Source organism: Streptomyces sp. NPDC020965 (assembly GCF_044333555.1).
In the GTDB taxonomy this organism is placed as follows: Bacteria; Actinomycetota; Actinomycetes; order Streptomycetales; family Streptomycetaceae; genus Streptomyces.
Window position 1 is genome coordinate 1,119,598 of the sequence record NZ_JBIRRE010000001.1, and the last position, 17,638, is coordinate 1,137,235.

Sequence of the window (17,638 nt, forward strand, 5' to 3'; positions counted from 1 at the left end):
ACGGTCGATCCGACCGCGCGCCCGGGGTGCCGTACGGGGGTCTCCCCGGGTGCCGGCCCCCCCCCGCCGGCTCACGGCCGGGCGCCCGCGGGAGCGCCGGAGATGAAGACCTCCATCAGTGCGTGCAGCCGGGGAGAGGCCGTCAGCTCTTCCAGGGTCAGCGGACGGGCACCGGCGTCGGCGATCGGCAGTCGCCAGTTCGGATACTGGTCCCAGGTGCCGGGCAGATTCTGCGGACGGCGGTCCCCCACCGCGTCCGGCAGCCAGACGCCGACCAGCCGGGCGGGCGTCCGCAACAGAAAGCGGTGGGCCGCCCTGATCCGCTCCTCCTCGTCACCCGGCCCCTCCCCTTCTCCCTCCTGGCTCCCCTCCAGCAGCCCGAGGCCCTGAAGTAGCAGCAACCACTCCCGGACATCGGCCCGCTCCCGGGCGCGCTCCTCGGCGAGCGGGCGGGTCAGCAACCCCAGGCGGTGGCGTAGTTCCACGTGTTCCCCGGTCAGCCGGGCGGCGGTGGGCGGCAGATCGTGGGTGGTCGCGGTCGCCACACAGCCCTCGCGCCACGCCTCCGGCGGCAGCGGCCGGCCGGTGCCCGCCCAGTCGCGCTCGAACCAGAGGACGGAGGTGCCGAGCACGCCCCGGCGCCGCAGGGCCTCGCGCACCCCTGGTTCGACCGTGCCGAGGTCCTCCCCTATGACGATCGCGCCCGCCCGGTGGGCCTCCAGGACGAGGACGGCGAGCATCGCATCGGCGTCGTACCGCACATAGGTGCCTTCGGTGGGCGGGCGACCCTCGGGGACCCACCAGAGCCGGAACAGGCCCATGACGTGGTCGATCCGCAGCGCGCCCGCATGCCGCAGCAGACCGCGCAGGAGTTCGCGGTACGGGGCGTATCCGCTGGCCGCGAGGGCATCGGGGCGCCAGGGCGGCAGGCCCCAGTCCTGGCCGTGCGCGTTGAAGGCGTCCGGGGGCGCGCCGATCGACATTCCGGAGGCGAAGACCTCACCCTGCGCCCAGGCGTCGGCACCGCCGGGGTGGACCCCGACCGCCAGGTCGTGGACGATGCCGACGGCCATTCCCGCTTCGCGCGCCGCCCGCCCGGCGCGGGCCAGTTGGCCGTCGGTGAGCCAGGCGGTCCGGGTGTGGAAGTCGATCCGGTCCGGCAGCGCCCGCCGGGCGCGGGCGGTGGCGTCCGAGCGCGGGTCCCGTAGCTCCGGGGGCCAGGTGTGGTGGTCGGGGCCGTGCACCTCGGCGAGGGCGCACCAGGTGGCGTGGTCCGCCAGCGCGCGGCCCTGCTCGGCGAGGAAATCACGGTAGGCGGCGGCGCGGCCGGGGCCGAGCGGCACCCGGAGCACCAGCTCCAGGGCCTCGCGCTTCAGCGCCCACACGGCGTCCCGGTCGATCAGCACCCCCTCCTCCAGCACGGCCGCGCGCAGCTCGGCGGCCCGCTCCCGCAGCTCCGCGAGCCGCTCCCGGTCCGCGCCGGTGACGTACGCGTACTCCGGGATCGACTCGACGCGCAGATGGACGGGATCGGGGAAGCGACGCGATGAGGGGCGGTACGGGGAGGGGTCGGTGCCACCGCCGGGCGCGCCGGGTACGGCCGCGTGCAGGGGGTTGACCTGGAGGAATCCGGTCCCGAGCGAACGCCCGGACCAGGTCGCCAACTCGGCTAGATCGCCGAGGTCGCCCATGCCCCAGGAGCGGGTGGAGAGAAGGGAGTAGAGCTGGACGAGGAAGCCGTGGGAGCGGCCGGGCGGCTGCGGGGCACGGCCGGGCGCGACGATGAGGAATCCCCGGTCGGTGCGGCCGTCGGGAGCGCGGGCCGTCAACCGGTGGACCCCGTGCGGCAGTCGGCCCCAGCTCTGTGTCTCGCCGCCGCCCTCCAGGGCGATCCGCACCACCGTCCCCGGGGGCAGCCCGTCCAGCGCGGCCGGGAGCCCGGCCGGCCGATCGGTCGAAGGCACGGTCGGTGGCACGGAGCTCGGCGCGGCCGGGATCCCGGACGGTCCGCCAGGGGGCGGCGGTGCGGAGGTGCCGTGGGCCTTATGCGGGGCGGCGGCGTGGGGTTCGCACGGGCCGGCGGTGTCGTGGGCCTTATGCGGGGCGGCGCCATGAGGTTCGTGGTGGGCGGCGGTGCCGTGGGATTCGTCCGGGACGGCGGTGTCATGGGGTTCGTCCGGGGCGTCGCGCCAGAGGATCACCGTCGGGGGCAGCAGCCGCGCCGCCGCGGACTCCGCGCGGTCCAGCGCGCGCCGGACGGCCGAGGGGTCGGCCGCGTCCACCCCGAGCGCGGCGAGGACCGCGACGACGGTCGCCTCGGGCACGGGCACTCGCGCCCCGCCGGACGGCCCGTGCTCGGTGGCGACTCCATACAGCGCGGCGAGCCGGGCAACGCCCATGGGGACTCCTTCAGACTCCTGGGGACTGAGAGCCACCGGCGAATCCGGCGGCGGTCGGCTCGCTGGTCAACGGAGCGGTGTCGGCGAGCGGAGGTTCGCTGGTGAGTGGAGCCGCGTCGGGGAGCGGCGGCTCACTGGTCAGGGGGCCGACCGCCCCCTGATGCGCCGGCGACCCGACGAGGAAGGGGCCGAAGCCCGAGGGTTTACCGAGCGTGGGCCGGGTACGAGTGGTCGACGATCGGGGGGCCGGGACCTGGTCGGCCCCGGGGACCGGGGTGGTCAGGGCGGAGAGCAGCAGATGAGCGGATGCGGCCATGACGGTCACTCCCAACAGACGGTACTGACGGTAGCGGTCAGCGGAGCCCCTACCCAGTGGGACCCACCGCAGGCATTCACGATCAGTCAACGTGTTCCGAGTCACATGTGGTTCCCGGTGTGACGATCATCCCGGGCGCTCCACCGCCCGGGCGAAAGGGGCAGATCGGCCCCACACATTGACACCTTGGACGCCGGGTGGTGGGCTTCGCAACCGAACGGTTACATTCGGGAGCGAGGGGAGACAGCGTGCGGCTCGCGCAGAAGAGGCGTACGGCTACCGCCGTCGCCGTCGCGGTGATCGGCAGTCTCCTCGGTGGAGCGCAGGGCGCGGTCGCCGCACCCGGTGATCCCGTCCTTCCCACGCGTACCGCCACGGATCCCGAGGGCGCCGGCGCGCTGCCCCCCGTATGGCCGCGCCCCCAGACCATGCGGACGGTCGGCCCCGCCGTCCCGCTCGGCGGGGAGGCGACCCTCCTCGCCGCCCCCGGCGCCGATCCGTACGCGGTCGAGCTGGTGGAGCGGCTGCTGCGGGAGTCCGGCGTCGGCACGGTCCACACCGCAGCGCCCGGACGCGGCCCCGTGCTGCACATCGGCGGTGACGGCGCGCAGGACGCACTGCGCGCCCTGCGGGCGCCGCAGCGCGCCGATCTGCCGGCCGGTGGGTACCGGATCGCGGTCGGCACCCTCCAGGGCCGGGGCGCCGTCGCGATCGACGGAGTCGGCGAGAGCGGCCTCTTCCACGGCGCCCAGACACTGCGCCAGCTCATCACCACGGCACCCACGGGCGGCGGCCGGTCCATCGCCGGTGTCCACATCCGCGACTGGCCGGGCACGGCGGTGCGCGGGACGACAGAGGGTTTCTACGGGGAGCCGTGGAGCCATCAGGAGCGGCTCGCACAGCTCGACTTCATGGGACGGACCAAGCAGAACCGCTACCTCTACGCCCCCGGTGACGACCCCTTCCGACAGGCGCGCTGGCGCGATGCCTATCCCGCAGCCGAGCGGGCGGAGTTCCGCGAGCTGGCCGAGCGGGCGCGACGCAACCATGTGACCCTCGCCTGGGCCGTGGCGCCCGCGCAGGAGATGTGTCTCGCCAAAGAGGATGACGTCAAGGCGCTGACCCGGAAGATCGAGGGGATGTGGGCGCTGGGCGTGCGCGCCTTCCAGCTCCAGTTCCAGGACGTCAGCTACAGCGAGTGGCACTGCGACCGGGACGCGGAGGTCTTCGGTTCGGGCCCGCAGGCGGCGGCGCGGGCGCAGGCCGAGGTGGCCGGCGAGGTGGCCCGGTATCTGGCGGATCGCCACCCCGAGGCGGAGCCGCTGTCGCTGATGCCGACGGAGTTCTACCAGGAGGGCGACACCGACTATCGGCGGGCGCTCGCCGATGAACTGGACGGTCGGGTGCAGGTGGCGTGGACGGGTGTCGGCGTGGTGCCGCGTACGATCACCGGCCGCGAGCTGGCCGGGGCGCGTGCGGCGTTCAAGCATCCGCTGGTCACCATGGACAACTACCCGGTGAACGACTACGCCCAGGACCGGATCTTCCTCGGCCCCTACACCGGCCGGGAGCCCGCCGTCGCGACCGGTTCCGTCGCACTGCTGGCCAATGCCATGGAGCAGGCTTCGGCTTCCCGCATCCCGCTCTTCACCGCCGCCGACTTCGCCTGGAACCCGCGGGACTACCGGCCGCAGGAGTCCTGGCAGGCCGCCATATCCGATCTGGCCGGCGGCGACGCGCGGACCAGGGAGGCGTTGAGCGCGCTGGCGGGCCACCACTCCTCGTCGATCCTCAACCCCTCCGAGTCCGCCTATCTCCGACCGCTGCTGCGCGATTTCTGGAACTCCCGCGCCGCCACCGGTCCCGCCGCGCGGGACCGGGCGGCGAACGCGCTGCGGGCCGCGTTCACCGTGATGCGCCAGGCACCGGACCGGCTGGCGCGGCCCGCCGACGGCCGGCTGGACGACGACGTACGACCGTGGCTGGACCAGCTCGCCCGCTACGGCCGGGCCGGGGAACTCGCCGTCGACATGCTCCAGGCCCAGGTCAGGGGCGATGGGGCGGCGGCCTGGCGGAGCTCGCTCGCACTGGAGCGGCTGCGCTCCGAGCTGGCGGCGAGCAAGGCCACGGTCGGCAAGGGAGTGCTGGACCCGTTCCTCGTCCGCGCGGCGAAGGAGTCGGCGGCCTGGACGGGTGCCGACCGGGTCGCCGACACCGCGGGCGACGACACGGTCTGGCTGGACCGGGCCCGGCCCGTCGGCACGATCACCGCGATGACCGAGCCCGGCACCGGCGCGGGCCGGTTGGAAGCGCATGTGCCCGGCGAGGGCTGGCGCCCGGTGGGCACCCTCTCGGCCAGCGGCTGGACCCAGGCCGACGCCCGGGGGCTGCGGATGGACGCGGTCCGGATCACTTCGGAGGGCGCGGAGCCCGTCGCCGTACGGTCCCTGGTGCCGTGGTTCACCGACGAACCGGCCGCCGGTCTCGATCTCGTACGCGGGGAGACCGACGCCGAGATCGGTGGCGGTCCGCAGCGCACGGGTGTCGCGCTCACACCGCAGCGGCCCGGCGGGGTGAGCGGCGCCCTCACGGCGAAGCCCCCGGCCGGGATCAAGGTGACGGTGCCGAAGCGGACGACGGTGCCGCGGGGCGTGCGGACGACCGTGCCGGTGGAGGTCTCCGTCCCGGCCGGCACGCCGTCCGGGGAGTACCGGGTGCCGCTGGCCTTCGCGGGCCAGGAGCAGACCCTGACCGTACGGGCCTATCCGCGGACCGGGGGCCCCGATCTGGCACGGGCGGCGGACACCGCGGCCTCGTCGTCCGGCGACGAGACCCCCGACTTCCCGGCGTCGGCCGCGATCGACGGCGACCCGGAGACCCGCTGGTCCTCCCCCGCCGAGGACGACGCCTGGTGGCAGCTCCAGCTCGCCCGCCCCGCCCGGCTGGGCCAGGTGGTGCTGCACTGGCAGGACGCGCACGCCGCGAAGTACCGCCTTCAGGTCTCGTCGGACGGCCGCACCTGGAGCACGGCGGCGACGGTCACCAAGAGCCGGGGCGGCCGGGAGGCGATCCGGATGGACGCCCGCGACGTCCGCTTCCTCCGCGTCCAGGGCGACGAGCGGGCGACCCGCTTCGGTTACTCCCTGTGGTCGGTCGAGGCGTACGCGGTCGCCTCTTCTTCTTGAGGCTCGGTTCGCCTCCGGGGCGCTTTAAGCGTGCGCCGACGGTCGATCGTGCTCGATCCCTCGTACCTCGGGACCTCCGCGCGTTCTCCCTTTCGGCACCCGCGCGCCCCTTCGGCTCACTCGCCAGGGGGTGCCAGGCCCTCCGCTGGCGAACCGAGCCCTAAAATCACAGCGCCCCGGAGGCGAACCGAGTCCCCAAAAAAGAAGAAGGCCCGTCGATGCGTGCCATCGCATCGTCGGCCCCATACGGTTGCAGATAAGGCAGCCAGCGTGGATCCCGGTGCCCCGTCCCGATGATCCGCCACGCCAGGCCGCTCGGCGGCGCGGGTTGGTGCCGTAGTCGCCAGCCCAGCTCCCGCAGGTGCCGGTCGGCTTTGACGTGGTTGCAGCGGCGGCAGGCCGCCACCACGTTGTCCCAGACGTGCTGTCCGCCGCGACTGCGGGGGATGACATGGTCGACGCTGGTTGCGACGCCACCGCAGTACATACAGCGCCCGCCGTCGCGGGCGAAGAGCGCTTTGCGGGTGAGCGGGACGGGCCCCCGGTAGGGGACCCGGACGAATCGCCTGAGCCGGACGACGCTCGGGGCGGCGACCACGCGGGTCGCGCTGTGCATGAAGGCGCCGGACTCCTCCAGGCAGAGAGCCTTGTTCTCCAGGACGAGGACGAGCGCGCGGCGGAGCGGTACGACGCCGAGTGGCTCGTACGACGCGTTGAGGACCAGGACGTGCGGCACGGTGGATGCCTCCTTGTACGCCGGCGGCGCGTGGCTCGCGCCGGGACGATCTGCTCTCAGTCTCTCCTTATGCCAGGTCCGAGCGCCACCACGTGACGGTAACGGGCTCGAAGTGTTTTCAACCACACCCCTGGCACAACGTCCGGCGGTCGTCATTCCTCCCCGGGTGAGCCTTGTCTCTCCGGTACCGACGGCAGGGGGCGGGACCGGATGCGCCGTTACTGTGGTTGGCCGAGCCGTACCCCGATGCCCCTGGAGGTCCTTGCCTTGACCGCGTTCTCGCTGGCCGTCCTGTCGGCCGCTGCCGACCCGTCGGCTCCGCCGTCGGAGCCCTCGGGGACCGTGTCGTTCGACGAGGCGGCCAAGCAGGCGGGGGACGCCGCGAGCTGGGTGGAGCAGAACTGGTCCACCTGGCTGAACACGGGTCTGCGGATCGCCCTGATCCTGATCGTGGCGATCGTGCTCCGGATCATGGTGCGGCGGGCGCTGACGAAGTTGATAGCGCGGATGAACCGTTCCGCCCAGGCGGTGGAAGGTACGGCGCTCGGCGGCCTGCTGGTCAACGCGGAGCGACGGCGGCAGCGCTCGGAGGCCATCGGCTCGGTGCTGCGGTCGGTCGCCTCGTTCCTGATCCTCGGTACCGCGGGGCTGATGATCCTCGGCGCCTTCAAGATCAATCTCGCGCCGCTGCTCGCTTCGGCCGGTGTGGCCGGTGTGGCGATCGGTTTCGGCGCGCGCAACCTCGTCACGGATTTCCTCTCCGGTGTCTTCATGATCATGGAGGACCAGTACGGGGTGGGTGACGCGGTCGACGCCGGGGTGGCCACGGGCGAGGTGATCGAGGTCGGTCTGCGGGTGACGAAGCTCCGCGGCGACGACGGCGAGATCTGGTACGTCCGCAATGGCGAGATCAAACGGATCGGGAACATGAGCCAGGGCTGGGCGACGTCGTCGGTGGATGTCGCGGTCCGACCGTCGGAGGATCTGGACCAGGTGCGTTCGGTGATCGACGGGGTCGGTGAGGAGCTGGCGAAGGCGGAGCCCTGGAATGAGCAGCTATGGGGCCCGGTGGAGGTGCTGGGGCTGACCGAGGTGCTGCTGGATTCCATGACGGTCCGGGTCGCCGTGAAGACGATGCCGGGCAAGGCGCTGGGGATAGAGCGGGAGCTGCGCTGGCGGATCAAGCGGGCGTTCGACGCGGCGGGCATCCGCATCGTCGGCGGTCTGCCGCTGGCGGAGGAAGCGGCGGTGGCGGACCGGTCGGCTTCGGTCGCGCCGCCCTCGGCGCTGGCGAGCCCGATGTCCCCGCAATCGCTGGCCGCGGCTCCCATACCGCCCCCGACGAACCTCTCGAAGTAGTCCGACCGCGCAGCAGTCCGACCGCGCAGTCATCAGACCTCGCTGCAATCAGACTGCGAAGTAGCCATAAGGTGGCTGAAAAATGCCCCGGCCGGTCGGCCGGGGCATTGCCATTTCCCCCACCCGGACACCCCGACCCGTTTCCCGCGTCCCCCATGGCATAACTTCTGTCACGACCTCCCCGTACGCCACGTAGGATCTTCCGTATTTCCTGCTGTCAGTCAACCCTTGGGGGGGTTCAACAAGCATGGCCGAAAAAAGACGTGTTGACATTGGTCGCCGACGCTTCATCACCGTGGCGGGCGGGACCATCGCCGGAGCGACCGTGGTGGGTGGGGGAACCTTCGCCACGGCCGCTGCGGCCGTCGAGCCGTCGCCGGCCGATCCCTTCGGCGGGATGCCCAGGTCGCTGGCGCTGAGCCTGCCCGCGACCCCCGGCGGCGTCGAGGCGCCGCCCGTGCCGGAGCTGCCGGAGCAGTTGGCGGGCGGGACCATATCCAGCCCCGCCGCCCGGACCTCCATCCCGTACGCGGACAAGGCGGTGACCCCCGAGGCGGCGGCAGCCGCCAGGGCCTCCGTACCGACGAAGCTGCCGTTCCAGTTCAAGACCAGCGGCTTCACCATCGTGACCGACATGCCCGAGTACATGCGCCCGTGGCGGGACCGCCCCACGCGCTGGGAGAACGTCACGCCCAACACCGAGAACACCTATCTCGACGCGCAGGGCGTCATCATGTACCGGCCCAAGCGCACCGCGCCGGGCTATGACCAGCCGGTCACCCAGGCGCAGTTCGGCCTCGGCTGCATCGCCAGCTACCGCACGGAGCGGGTGGCCTCCCGCAAGGCGCTCTTCCTGAAGCGGGCCAAGGCCCAGGCCAAGCGGCTGATCGACAAGCGGGTCGAGGCCCGGGGCGCGTGGTACTTCCCGTACCCCTTCGACTTCAAGCACGCCAAGCACAGCGGGGTCGACTACAAGGCCCCCTGGTACTCGGGCATGGCCCAGGGCGAGGCGATCAGCCTCTTCATCCAGCTCGCCCAGCTTGAGGCGATCACCGCCGCCGAGCGCAGGCAGTACCTGGCGGCGGCCGACGGCGCCTTCGCCTCGCTGCTGCGCGCCGACGACGGCAAGCCCTGGTCCGTGAACAAGGACAAGAACGGCTACCTCTGGATACAGGAGTATCCGGGCCGGGTCGCGGGCACCGGCGACTACACCTTCAACGGCATGATCTTCGCCATGTTCGGCATCTGGGACTACTTCCAGGCGACCGGCAATCCGCTGGCGGAGAAGCTGTTCGACGGTTCGGTCACCACCATCCGGGACCACTTCCCCCGGCTGCGCAACAGCCGCTGGATCTCGTACTACTGCCACACCCACCGGATTCCCACGCCGAGCTACCACCAGCACCACATCAATCTGATGCGGCAGTTGCACTGGCAGACCGGCAGCCCGGCCCTCGCCCACCAGCAGGACCAGTTGATCGACGACTTCCCGGCGTTCGGGCTGCGCGCCGGATCGGTCGCGGCCATCGCGGCGGGTTCGCACACGCTCTACAAGCTGGACACCAAGGACGCGTCGAAGAACTTCGACTGGGACCCGGCCAAGGGCGACAAGCAGCTCGCCACCAAGAAGGTCACCTTCCGGACCGCCACCCAGGCACCGGTCAACGTACGCCGCCGCATCCAGGGCCGTGGCATCTACTACCGGATCAACGCGGGTGCGTACACCGGCTGGTGGATCGGTGAGGCGTACCCGAAGGTGTTCCTCCGGGGCGAGTACGTCTCCACCACCTTCCATCCGCAGCGCACGGCGACCTTCCCGGCCGACGTGGATATCACGTGCGTGAAGTTCGGCGTGGACGGCAAGACCGGCATCACCAAGACGGTGAAGTTCGCGACCCCGTCCAACGCACCCTTCGACCGGCGCGCGATCGTGAACGGACGGCCGATGATCCGGATCACGGCGGGCGCGCTCAACGGGTACTGGGCGCCGCTGCCGCTGGTCCTCACCGACGGTCGCTGATCCCACGCCCGTCGCCCGGTCGGTTCTCCACGGGGCTGCCGGTCGTCCACGGCTGCCGGTCGTCCACGGCGGCCGCGGCTCGAAGGTGACGAATCCGAACAATCACATACGCGCGACGCCCCCGAGGTAACGGATTGATTGCCTCGGGGGCGTCGGCCATTGACGCCCACCTGACATCCGGCCTACGTTCTCCACCGGATAGGAAACTTTACTAACAGTCCAAGACGTCGGCAGTCGAAGGGCAGGTGCAACCGTCGTGGCCGGTATCACCCCCGGCACCACCACCGGCATCACTCCCGGTACACCGCGCGTCCTCCGCGCGATGAACGACCGTGCCGCGCTCGATCTGCTGCTGGCGCACGGGCCCTTGTCGCGTACCAAGATAGGGAAACTGACCGGGCTCTCCAAGCCCACCGCGTCCCAGTTGCTGGTACGGCTGGAAGCGGCCGGTCTCGTCGTCGCCACCGGGACCACCGAGGGCCGGCCGGGCCCCAACGCCCAGCTCTACGCGGTGAACGCCCGGGCCGCCTTCGCCGCCGGACTCGACGTCACCCCGCAGCGCATCCGCGCCGCCGTCGCCGACATCACCGGCACCACGGTCGGGGAGTTCGAGCTGCCGACCCCGGCCCGGCGCGGGGCGGACGTGGTCGAGCAGGTCACCGAGGCGCTCGACGGCGCCGTGAAGGCCGCCGACCTCACCCGGGACGCGGTCCACCGGCTGGTCATCGGCACCCCCGGCGCCTTCGACCCCTCCACCGGGCGGCTGCGGTACGCCTCCCACCTCCCCGGCTGGCACTCCACCACCCTCCTCGACGAGCTGGCGGCCCGTCTGCTGATGCCCGTCGAGTACGAGAACGACGTCAACCTCGTGGCCGTCGCCGAACAGCGGCTGGGCGCGGCCCGCGGCCATGACAACTTCATGCTGCTGTGGAACGAGGAGGGCCTCGGCGCCGCCCTCGTCATCGGCGGCCGGCTGCACCGGGGGTTCACCGGGGGCGCCGGTGAGGTCGGCTTCCTGCCGGTGCCGGGCACCCCCCTGGTCCGGCAGGTGACCAAGGCCAACAGCGGCGGCTTCCAGGAGTTGGCCGGCGCACAGTCGCTGCCCCGGCTGGCCCGGGAGCTGGGCGTGGTGGATGTCGGTCAGGGCCACTACACCGAAGTGGCCCCCGCGCTGGTGGCCCGTGCCGCCGACGCGGCCTCGGGGCCCTACCGACTGCTCCTGCACGCCTACGCGACCGGTCTCGCCACCGGTCTCGCCTCCATGGTCGCCGTGCTCGACCCCGAGCTGGTGGTCCTCGCGGGGGACGCGATCGTCGCGGGCGGCGAACCCCTGCGCGCCCGTGTCCAGGCCGAGTTGACCGAGCTGGCCGCGACCCGGCCCCGGCTGGTCATCGGCACCGTACGGCACCATCCCGTCCTGCGAGGAGCGCTGGAGAGCGCCCTGGCCACCACGCGCGACGAGGTCTTCGACACCTCCGCGTCCCGCTGAACGACACCGCCCGCGCACCGCACGGCACCCGTACAGCGCCGCAGACCGCACCCGTACAGCACCGCCACCGCACGGCACTCGTACACCGCCCGCGCACCGCACCCGTACCCGTACAGCGCCGCCGCCCCACTATCGGCCGCACCACGTAACGACAGGCACATCCCTACCCATCACCCGACACAGGGAGGCACCGCCATGTCCATACGCTCCAGCCGCGCCAGGAAATCAGCCGCCGCGCTCGCCGCAACCGCCGCGATATCCCTGCTCGCCTCCGCCTGCACCGGATCGAGCGAGAGCTCCGCCGACGACGACCCCAACGCCAAGACCACCCTCACCCTCTGGCACGGCTGGTCGGCCCCCAGCGAGGTCAAGGCGATGAAGGACAACGTCGACCGGTTCCAGGCGGCGCACAAGAACATCAAGGTCAAGATCGTCGGCAATATGACCGACGACAAGATCAACCAGGCGCTGCGCGCGGGTGGTTCCAACGCCCCGGACGTGGTCTCCTCCTTCTCCACCACGAGTGTCGGCAAGTTCTGCGCCACCGGTGCGTTCGTCGACCTCAACCCCTTCCTGAAGAAGTCGAAGATCGACCCGGTGAAGGTCTTCCACAAGCCGCTGCTCGACTACACCCAGTTCGAGGGCAACCAGTGCTCGCTGCCGCTGCTCAGCGACGCGTACGGCCTCTACTACAACAAGGACGCCTTCAAGGCGGCCGGTATCGCCGAGCCGCCGAAGACCTGGAGCGAGCTGAAGGCCGTGGCCAAGAAGCTGACCAAGCCGAAGGGCGACACCTTCGAGCAGCTCGGCTTCATGCCGAACTACCACGGTTATGAGACGACCATCTCGCACTACGTCTCGCAGTGGTCGCCGACCTACTTCGATGCCGAGGGCAAGTCCAACATCGCCAAGGACCCGGCCTTCACCAGGATGATCACCACCCAGAAGGATCTGGTCGATTCGCTGGGCGGCTTCCCCAAGCTGAAGAAGTACCGCGCCGGCTTCGGTGACGAGTGGGGCGCCAAGCACCCCTTCCACACCGGCCAGGTCGCCATGCAGCTCGACGGCGAGTGGCGGCTCGGCATGGCCAAGGACGCCGGGGTGAAGTTCGAGATCGGCACCGCCCCGCTGCCCGTCGCCGACGACCAGATCGCCGACTACGGCAAGGGCTTCCTCTCCGGCACGATCATGGGCATCGCCTCCACCAGCAAGAAGCAGAACGCGGCCTGGGAGCTGGTGAAGTACATGACCACGGACACCGACGCCGTGGTGGCGTTCTCCAACGGCATCCGCAACGTGCCCTCCACGATCGAGGCGCTGAAGTCGCCCGACCTGAAGTACGACCCCGCGTTCAAGACCTTCATCGACATCGCCCAGCACCCCAAGTCCAACACCAGCCCGGCCAATGTCGGCGGCGGCGCCTACCACCTCACCCTGCAGGACGTCGGCTTCCGGTACGAGTCGGGCAAGCTGAAGGATCTGAAGGCGGGCCTGGAGAAGGCCGCCCAGCAGATCGACACCGACATCGCGAAGCTGAAGTAGCAGAAGCGGCACTGCGATGACCACGTACACCCTGCGTTCGAAGCACCGCAGATCGCGGCTGAGAACACTGGCGTTCCTGTCGCCCTGGCTGATCGGATTCGGCGTCTTCTTCGCCTATCCGCTCGCATCGACCGTGTACTTCTCCTTCATGAAGTACGACGGATTCCGCCCACCCACCTTCAACGGGCTGGACAACTGGAAGTACGTCTTCAGCGACTACCCGATGTTCTGGCCGGCCCTGGGCAACACGCTCTGGCTGGTGCTGGTGATGGTCACCTGCCGGGTCGCCTTCGGTCTGGGCGTCGGACTGCTCATCACCAAGATCAAGACGGGCACCGGGGTCTTCCGCACCCTCTTCTACCTGCCGTACCTCGCCCCGCCCGTCGCGGCGACCCTGGCGTTCGTCTTCCTGCTCAACCCCGGTACGGGGCCGGTGAACACCCTGCTCGACTCGGTCGGACTGCCGAGCCCGGACTGGTTCACCGACCCCGACTGGTCCAAGCCCGCGCTCTCCGCGCTGGCGATCTGGGGTGTCGGAGATCTGATGGTGATCTTCATGGCGGCACTGCTCGACGTGCCGAAGGAGCAGTACGAGGCGGCAGAGCTGGACGGGGCCTCGTCCTTCCAGCGATTCCGCTTCGTCACCCTGCCGAACATCTCCCCCATCGTGCTGTTCGCCGTGGTCACCGGTGTGATCGCGACCATGCAGTACTACACCCAGCCCATGGTCGCGGCGAAGGTCGCGTCCGGGGTGATGGGCGGCAGCGGGCAGCAGTTCGAACCCGGCTATCCGGAGAAGTCCACGCTGACCCTGCCGCAGATCATCTACAACGCCGGATTCCAGCGATTCGACTACGGCGCGGCGGCGGTCGTCGCCCTCGTACTGTTCGCACTCGCGATGGTCTTCACCGCGTTCCTGATGCGCAAACGCGGCGGCCTCGTCCAGGTGGGGGACTGACCCATGGCCCGAACTCCCGACACCGCCGGCGCTGCTGGCACTCCCGACATCACTGGTGCGCCCGGTGCTCCCAGTACTACTGGTGCTACTGGTACTACTGGTACTACTGGTACTACTGGTGCTTCCGGTACTCCAGGCACTCCTGGCGCTCCTGGCAAGAAGGCGCCCGCCGCGCGGGACACACCGCTCACGCCCGCCGCGCGCACCGCCCGCCGCAAGGCACTGCTGCACTGGATCGCGGTGCACTCCCTCGGAGTCGCCGTCGCCCTCTTCTTCGTACTCCCCTTCGTCTTCGTCTTCCTGACGTCGCTGATGACCAATCAGCAGACCCTGACCCGCGATCTGATCCCGACGCACTGGGAGTGGGGCAACTACACCAAGGTGCTCGACACCCCGGGCTTCCTGACTTGGTGGAAGAACACCCTGATCTACGCCGGTCTGGGGACGGTCCTCGTGGTCGTCTCATCCGTCCCGGTGGCGTACGCACTCGCGAAGTTCCGCTTCCGCGGCCAGCGGCTGGCGATGATGCTGGTCATCTCGATGATGATGCTGCCACCCCAGGTGATCATCATTCCGATGTATCTCTTCTGGGCGAAACAGTGGGATCTGACCGGTTCGCTCTGGCCGCTGATCATCCCGATGGCCTTCGGTGACGCGTTCGCGATCTTCCTGCTGCGGCAGTTCCTGCTGACCATCCCCAACGAATACCTCGACGCGGCAAGGGTGGACGGCTGTGGCGAGCTGCGCACCCTGCTCAAGGTCGTGCTGCCGATGGCCAAACCGGGCATCGCGGCGGTGGCGCTGTTCCAGTTCTTCTACGCCTGGAACGACTACTTCGGACCACAGATCTACGCCTCGGAGAATCCGGCCGCCTGGACGCTCAGTTACGGCCTGGAGTCCTTCAAGGGCGCGCATCACACAGACTGGAACCTGACCATGGCCGCGACCGTCCTGGTCATGGCCCCCGTGATCCTCGTCTTCTTCTTCGCCCAGAAGGCGTTTGTCGAGGGCGTCACACTGACCGGAGTGAAGGGCTAGAACATGAAGCTCGCAGTCGTGGGTGGCGGATCCACCTATACCCCAGAGTTGATCGACGGCTTCGCCAGACTGAGGGACACCCTCCCCATCAGCGAGCTGGTGCTCATCGACCCGGCCGCCGACCGGCTGGAGCTGGTCGGCGGGCTGGCCCGGCGGATCTTCGCCAAGCAGGGCCACAACGGCACCATCGTCACCACGACGGATGTGGACGCGGGCGTCGCCGACGCCGACGCGGTGCTGCTCCAGCTCCGCGTCGGCGGCCAGGCGGCCCGGTTGAACGACGAGACCTGGCCGCTGGAGTGCGGCTGCGTCGGACAGGAGACGACGGGCGCCGGCGGCCTCGCCAAGGCGCTGCGGACCGTGCCCGTCGTCCTCGACATCGCCGAACGCGTACGGCGTACCAACCCCAACGCGTGGATCATCGACTTCACCAATCCGGTGGGCATCGTGACCAGGGCGCTGCTCCAGGCCGGTCACAAGGCCGTCGGTCTCTGCAATGTCGCCATCGGCTTCCAGCGCAAGTTCGCCCGGCTGCTGGACGTCGCCCCCGCCGAAGTCCATCTCGACCACATCGGCCTCAACCATCTGACCTGGGAGACGGGCGTACGGATCGGCGGGCCCGACGGCGCGGACCTGCTGCCCAAGCTGCTCGCCGACCACGCCGACACCATCGCCGGCGATCTGAGCCTGCCCCGGCCGCTGATCGACCGGCTCGGCGTGGTCCCCTCGTACTACCTGCGCTACTTCTACGCGCACGACGAGGTGGTTCGGGAACTGCGGACCAAGCCCTCCAGGGCCGCCGAGGTGGCGGCCATGGAACAGGAACTACTGACGATGTACGGGGACCCGACGCTGGACACCAAGCCGGAGCTGCTCGCCAAGCGCGGTGGCGCCTTCTACTCGGAGGCGGCCGTGGACCTCGCGGCGTCGCTCCTGGCCGGGGGCGGCAGCCCGTACCAGGTGGTGAACACCCGCAACGGCGGCACGCTGCCCTTCCTCCCGGACGACGCCGTGATCGAGGTGCAGGCCGCCGTGGGTGCGGACGGTGCGACCCCGCTCGCCGTGCCCAAGGTCGACCCGCTCTACGCGGGCCTGATCGCCCAGGTGACGGCGTACGAGGACCTGGCGCTCGACGCCGCCCTGCGCGGCGGCCGGGACCGCGTCTTCGCCGCCCTGCTGTCGCATCCGCTGATCGGCCAGTACGAGTACGCCGACGCGCTGACCGACCGGCTCCTCGCGCACAACCGGGAGCACCTGGCGTGGGCGTGACCACCGCGGTTCCGGAACCCGCCGGCGCGGACGGCGGCCCCGCCGCGGTCCTCGCCGTCGACGCGGGCAACAGCAAGACCGACGTGGCCGTGATCGGCCACGACGGATCGGTCCTCGCGGCGGCGCGGGGAGCGGGTTTCCAGCCGCCGAAGGCCGGTCTCGACCGGGCGATCGACACGCTCGCTTCGGCGGTCGGCGAGGCGCTGGCGGCGGCGGGCGTACGGGGCGGGGTCGAGCATGTCTCCGCCTGTCTCGCCAACGCCGATCTCCCGGTGGAGGAGGCGGAGCTGACCGCCGCCCTGCACGCCCGGGGGTGGGGGCGGACGACGGAGGTACGGAACGACACGTTCGCGATCCTGCGGGCGGGTCTGGACGAACCCCGGGGCGTCGCCGTGGTCTGCGGCGCGGGGATCAACTGCGTGGGGATGCTGCCCGACGGGCGCACCGCGCGCTTCCCGGCGATCGGGAAGATCTCCGGGGACTGGGGTGGCGGTCTGGGCCTGGCCGAGGAATCCCTCTGGTCGGCCGCGCGGGCGGAGGACGGCCGGGGCGCACCGACGGCCCTGGCCCGTACGCTGCCCGCGCACTTCGGGCTGGACTCCATGTACGCGCTGATCGAGGCGTTGCACCGGGGGCATCTCCCGTACGCCCGGACGCATGAACTCACCCCGGTCCTCTTCGCCACCAGCCTGGCCGGCGATGACGTCGCGCGGTCGCTGGTACGGCGGCTGGCGGAGGAGGTCGTGTCCATGTCGACCGTGGCGCTGGGGCGGCTGGGGCTGCTGGACGAGGCGGCGCCAGTGCTGCTGGGCGGCAGCGTGCTGGCCGCGCGGCACCCGGAGTTGGACGGGCAGATCGCCGAACTACTGGCGGTGAAGGCGCCGAAGGCCGTGATCGAGGTGGTCACGGCGCCTCCGGTGCTGGGGGCGGCGCTGCTGGGGTTCGACCACACGGGGGCGCCGCCGGAGGCCCGCGCGAAGCTGCGCGCGCACTACGCGGCGGGGGTGTAGCCCATACGCCCCTACGGGGCCGATGCTCCCCGGACCGCCCGGCACGGTGAACTCCACCGCGCCGGGCGGTCCGGGCGCTCGTCATCCGTCCGGGAACGGGTCCGGTATCCATCCACATCCGTCCCACATCCGTCCCTCATCCGTCCGGGAACGGGTCCGGGAACAGGTCCGGGAATGGGCCTGCCATGGATCCGTCATCCGTTCGGTATCCGTCCGGTATTCGGGGAACCGAACACCAGACGGAACAGAGGGAACCGATCAAGGTCGGGAAGCGTATTCAGGGTGGGACGTCACATCAGCGGAACGACCACGACCGG

The 17,638-nt window shown here is 70.8% G+C and carries 12 protein-coding genes; 9 read left to right on the forward strand and 3 right to left on the reverse strand.

Features of this window, described 5'->3' with window-relative positions; all coding sequences use genetic code 11:
• Nucleotides 1-71 precede the first annotated feature (71 nt).
• Nucleotides 72-2,399, reverse strand: a complete 2,328-nt coding sequence (malQ, locus tag ACH4S7_RS04825; RefSeq protein ID WP_398519612.1) for a 4-alpha-glucanotransferase — start codon at nt 2,397-2,399, stop codon at nt 72-74.
• A 10-nt stretch (nt 2,400-2,409) separates the two neighbouring features.
• The gene (locus tag ACH4S7_RS04830) at nt 2,410-2,715 is read right to left on the reverse strand and encodes a hypothetical protein (RefSeq protein ID WP_398519613.1); all 306 of its coding nucleotides are present in this window, start codon (nt 2,713-2,715) and stop codon (nt 2,410-2,412) included.
• Nucleotides 2,716-2,963: 248 nt separating this feature from the next.
• Here ACH4S7_RS04830 and ACH4S7_RS04835 point away from each other — a divergent pair, with 248 nt between their 5' ends.
• Nucleotides 2,964-5,900: a beta-N-acetylglucosaminidase domain-containing protein gene (locus ACH4S7_RS04835; protein ID WP_398519614.1), complete on the forward strand. Its 2,937-nt coding sequence runs from the start codon at nt 2,964-2,966 to the stop codon at nt 5,898-5,900.
• Between the two features lie 166 nt (nt 5,901-6,066).
• On the opposite strand, the gene ACH4S7_RS04840 is transcribed toward ACH4S7_RS04835, so the two are convergent.
• Nucleotides 6,067-6,636 carry an HNH endonuclease gene (locus ACH4S7_RS04840; protein ID WP_398519615.1) on the reverse strand — a complete coding sequence of 190 codons (570 nt, stop codon included), beginning with the start codon at nt 6,634-6,636 and terminating at the stop codon, nt 6,067-6,069.
• Between the two features lie 246 nt (nt 6,637-6,882).
• On the opposite strand from ACH4S7_RS04840, the gene ACH4S7_RS04845 reads away from it, so the two are divergent.
• The 8 genes from ACH4S7_RS04845 (at nt 6,883) to ACH4S7_RS04880 (ending at nt 17,321) form a co-directional block, all read left to right on the forward strand.
• A complete protein-coding gene (locus ACH4S7_RS04845) occupies nt 6,883-7,995 on the forward strand; it encodes a mechanosensitive ion channel family protein (protein WP_398519616.1) in 1,113 nt (370 codons plus the stop codon).
• 247 nt (nt 7,996-8,242) lie between these two features.
• Nucleotides 8,243-10,015: a D-glucuronyl C5-epimerase family protein gene (locus tag ACH4S7_RS04850; protein WP_398519617.1), complete on the forward strand. Its 1,773-nt coding sequence runs from the start codon at nt 8,243-8,245 to the stop codon at nt 10,013-10,015.
• A 256-nt stretch (nt 10,016-10,271) separates the two neighbouring features.
• Nucleotides 10,272-11,504 (forward strand): ROK family protein, encoded by a 1,233-nt coding sequence (locus ACH4S7_RS04855; RefSeq protein WP_398519618.1) that lies wholly within the window; start codon nt 10,272-10,274, stop codon nt 11,502-11,504.
• Between the two features lie 195 nt (nt 11,505-11,699).
• A complete protein-coding gene (locus ACH4S7_RS04860; protein ID WP_398519619.1) occupies nt 11,700-13,046 on the forward strand; it encodes an ABC transporter substrate-binding protein in 1,347 nt (448 codons plus the stop codon).
• A 16-nt stretch (nt 13,047-13,062) separates the two neighbouring features.
• Nucleotides 13,063-14,004, forward strand: a complete 942-nt coding sequence (locus ACH4S7_RS04865) for a carbohydrate ABC transporter permease (RefSeq protein ID WP_398519620.1) — start codon at nt 13,063-13,065, stop codon at nt 14,002-14,004.
• Between the two features lie 48 nt (nt 14,005-14,052).
• Complete coding sequence (locus ACH4S7_RS04870; RefSeq protein ID WP_398520031.1) at nt 14,053-15,042, forward strand: carbohydrate ABC transporter permease; 990 nt, start codon at nt 14,053-14,055, stop codon at nt 15,040-15,042.
• A 3-nt stretch (nt 15,043-15,045) separates the two neighbouring features.
• Nucleotides 15,046-16,311 carry a 6-phospho-beta-glucosidase gene (locus tag ACH4S7_RS04875; protein WP_398519621.1) on the forward strand — a complete coding sequence of 422 codons (1,266 nt, stop codon included), beginning with the start codon at nt 15,046-15,048 and terminating at the stop codon, nt 16,309-16,311.
• The gene (locus ACH4S7_RS04880; RefSeq protein ID WP_398519622.1) at nt 16,302-17,321 is read left to right on the forward strand and encodes an N-acetylglucosamine kinase; all 1,020 of its coding nucleotides are present in this window, start codon (nt 16,302-16,304) and stop codon (nt 17,319-17,321) included. Before ACH4S7_RS04875 ends, ACH4S7_RS04880 begins: the two co-directional genes overlap by 10 nt.
• Nucleotides 17,322-17,638: the final 317 nt, after the last annotated feature.

Coding starts and splice junctions, on each gene's coding strand:
- malQ (WP_398519612.1), bottom strand. CDS start 2,399: ATGGGCGTTGCCCGGCTCGCCGCGCTGTATGGAGTCGCCACCGAGCAC.
- ACH4S7_RS04830 (WP_398519613.1), bottom strand. CDS start 2,715: ATGGCCGCATCCGCTCATCTGCTGCTCTCCGCCCTGACCACCCCGGTC.
- ACH4S7_RS04845 (WP_398519616.1), top strand. CDS start 6,883: ATGCCCCTGGAGGTCCTTGCCTTGACCGCGTTCTCGCTGGCCGTCCTG.
- ACH4S7_RS04850 (WP_398519617.1), top strand. CDS start 8,243: ATGGCCGAAAAAAGACGTGTTGACATTGGTCGCCGACGCTTCATCACC.
- ACH4S7_RS04860 (WP_398519619.1), top strand. CDS start 11,700: ATGTCCATACGCTCCAGCCGCGCCAGGAAATCAGCCGCCGCGCTCGCC.
- ACH4S7_RS04865 (WP_398519620.1), top strand. CDS start 13,063: ATGACCACGTACACCCTGCGTTCGAAGCACCGCAGATCGCGGCTGAGA.
- ACH4S7_RS04875 (WP_398519621.1), top strand. CDS start 15,046: ATGAAGCTCGCAGTCGTGGGTGGCGGATCCACCTATACCCCAGAGTTG.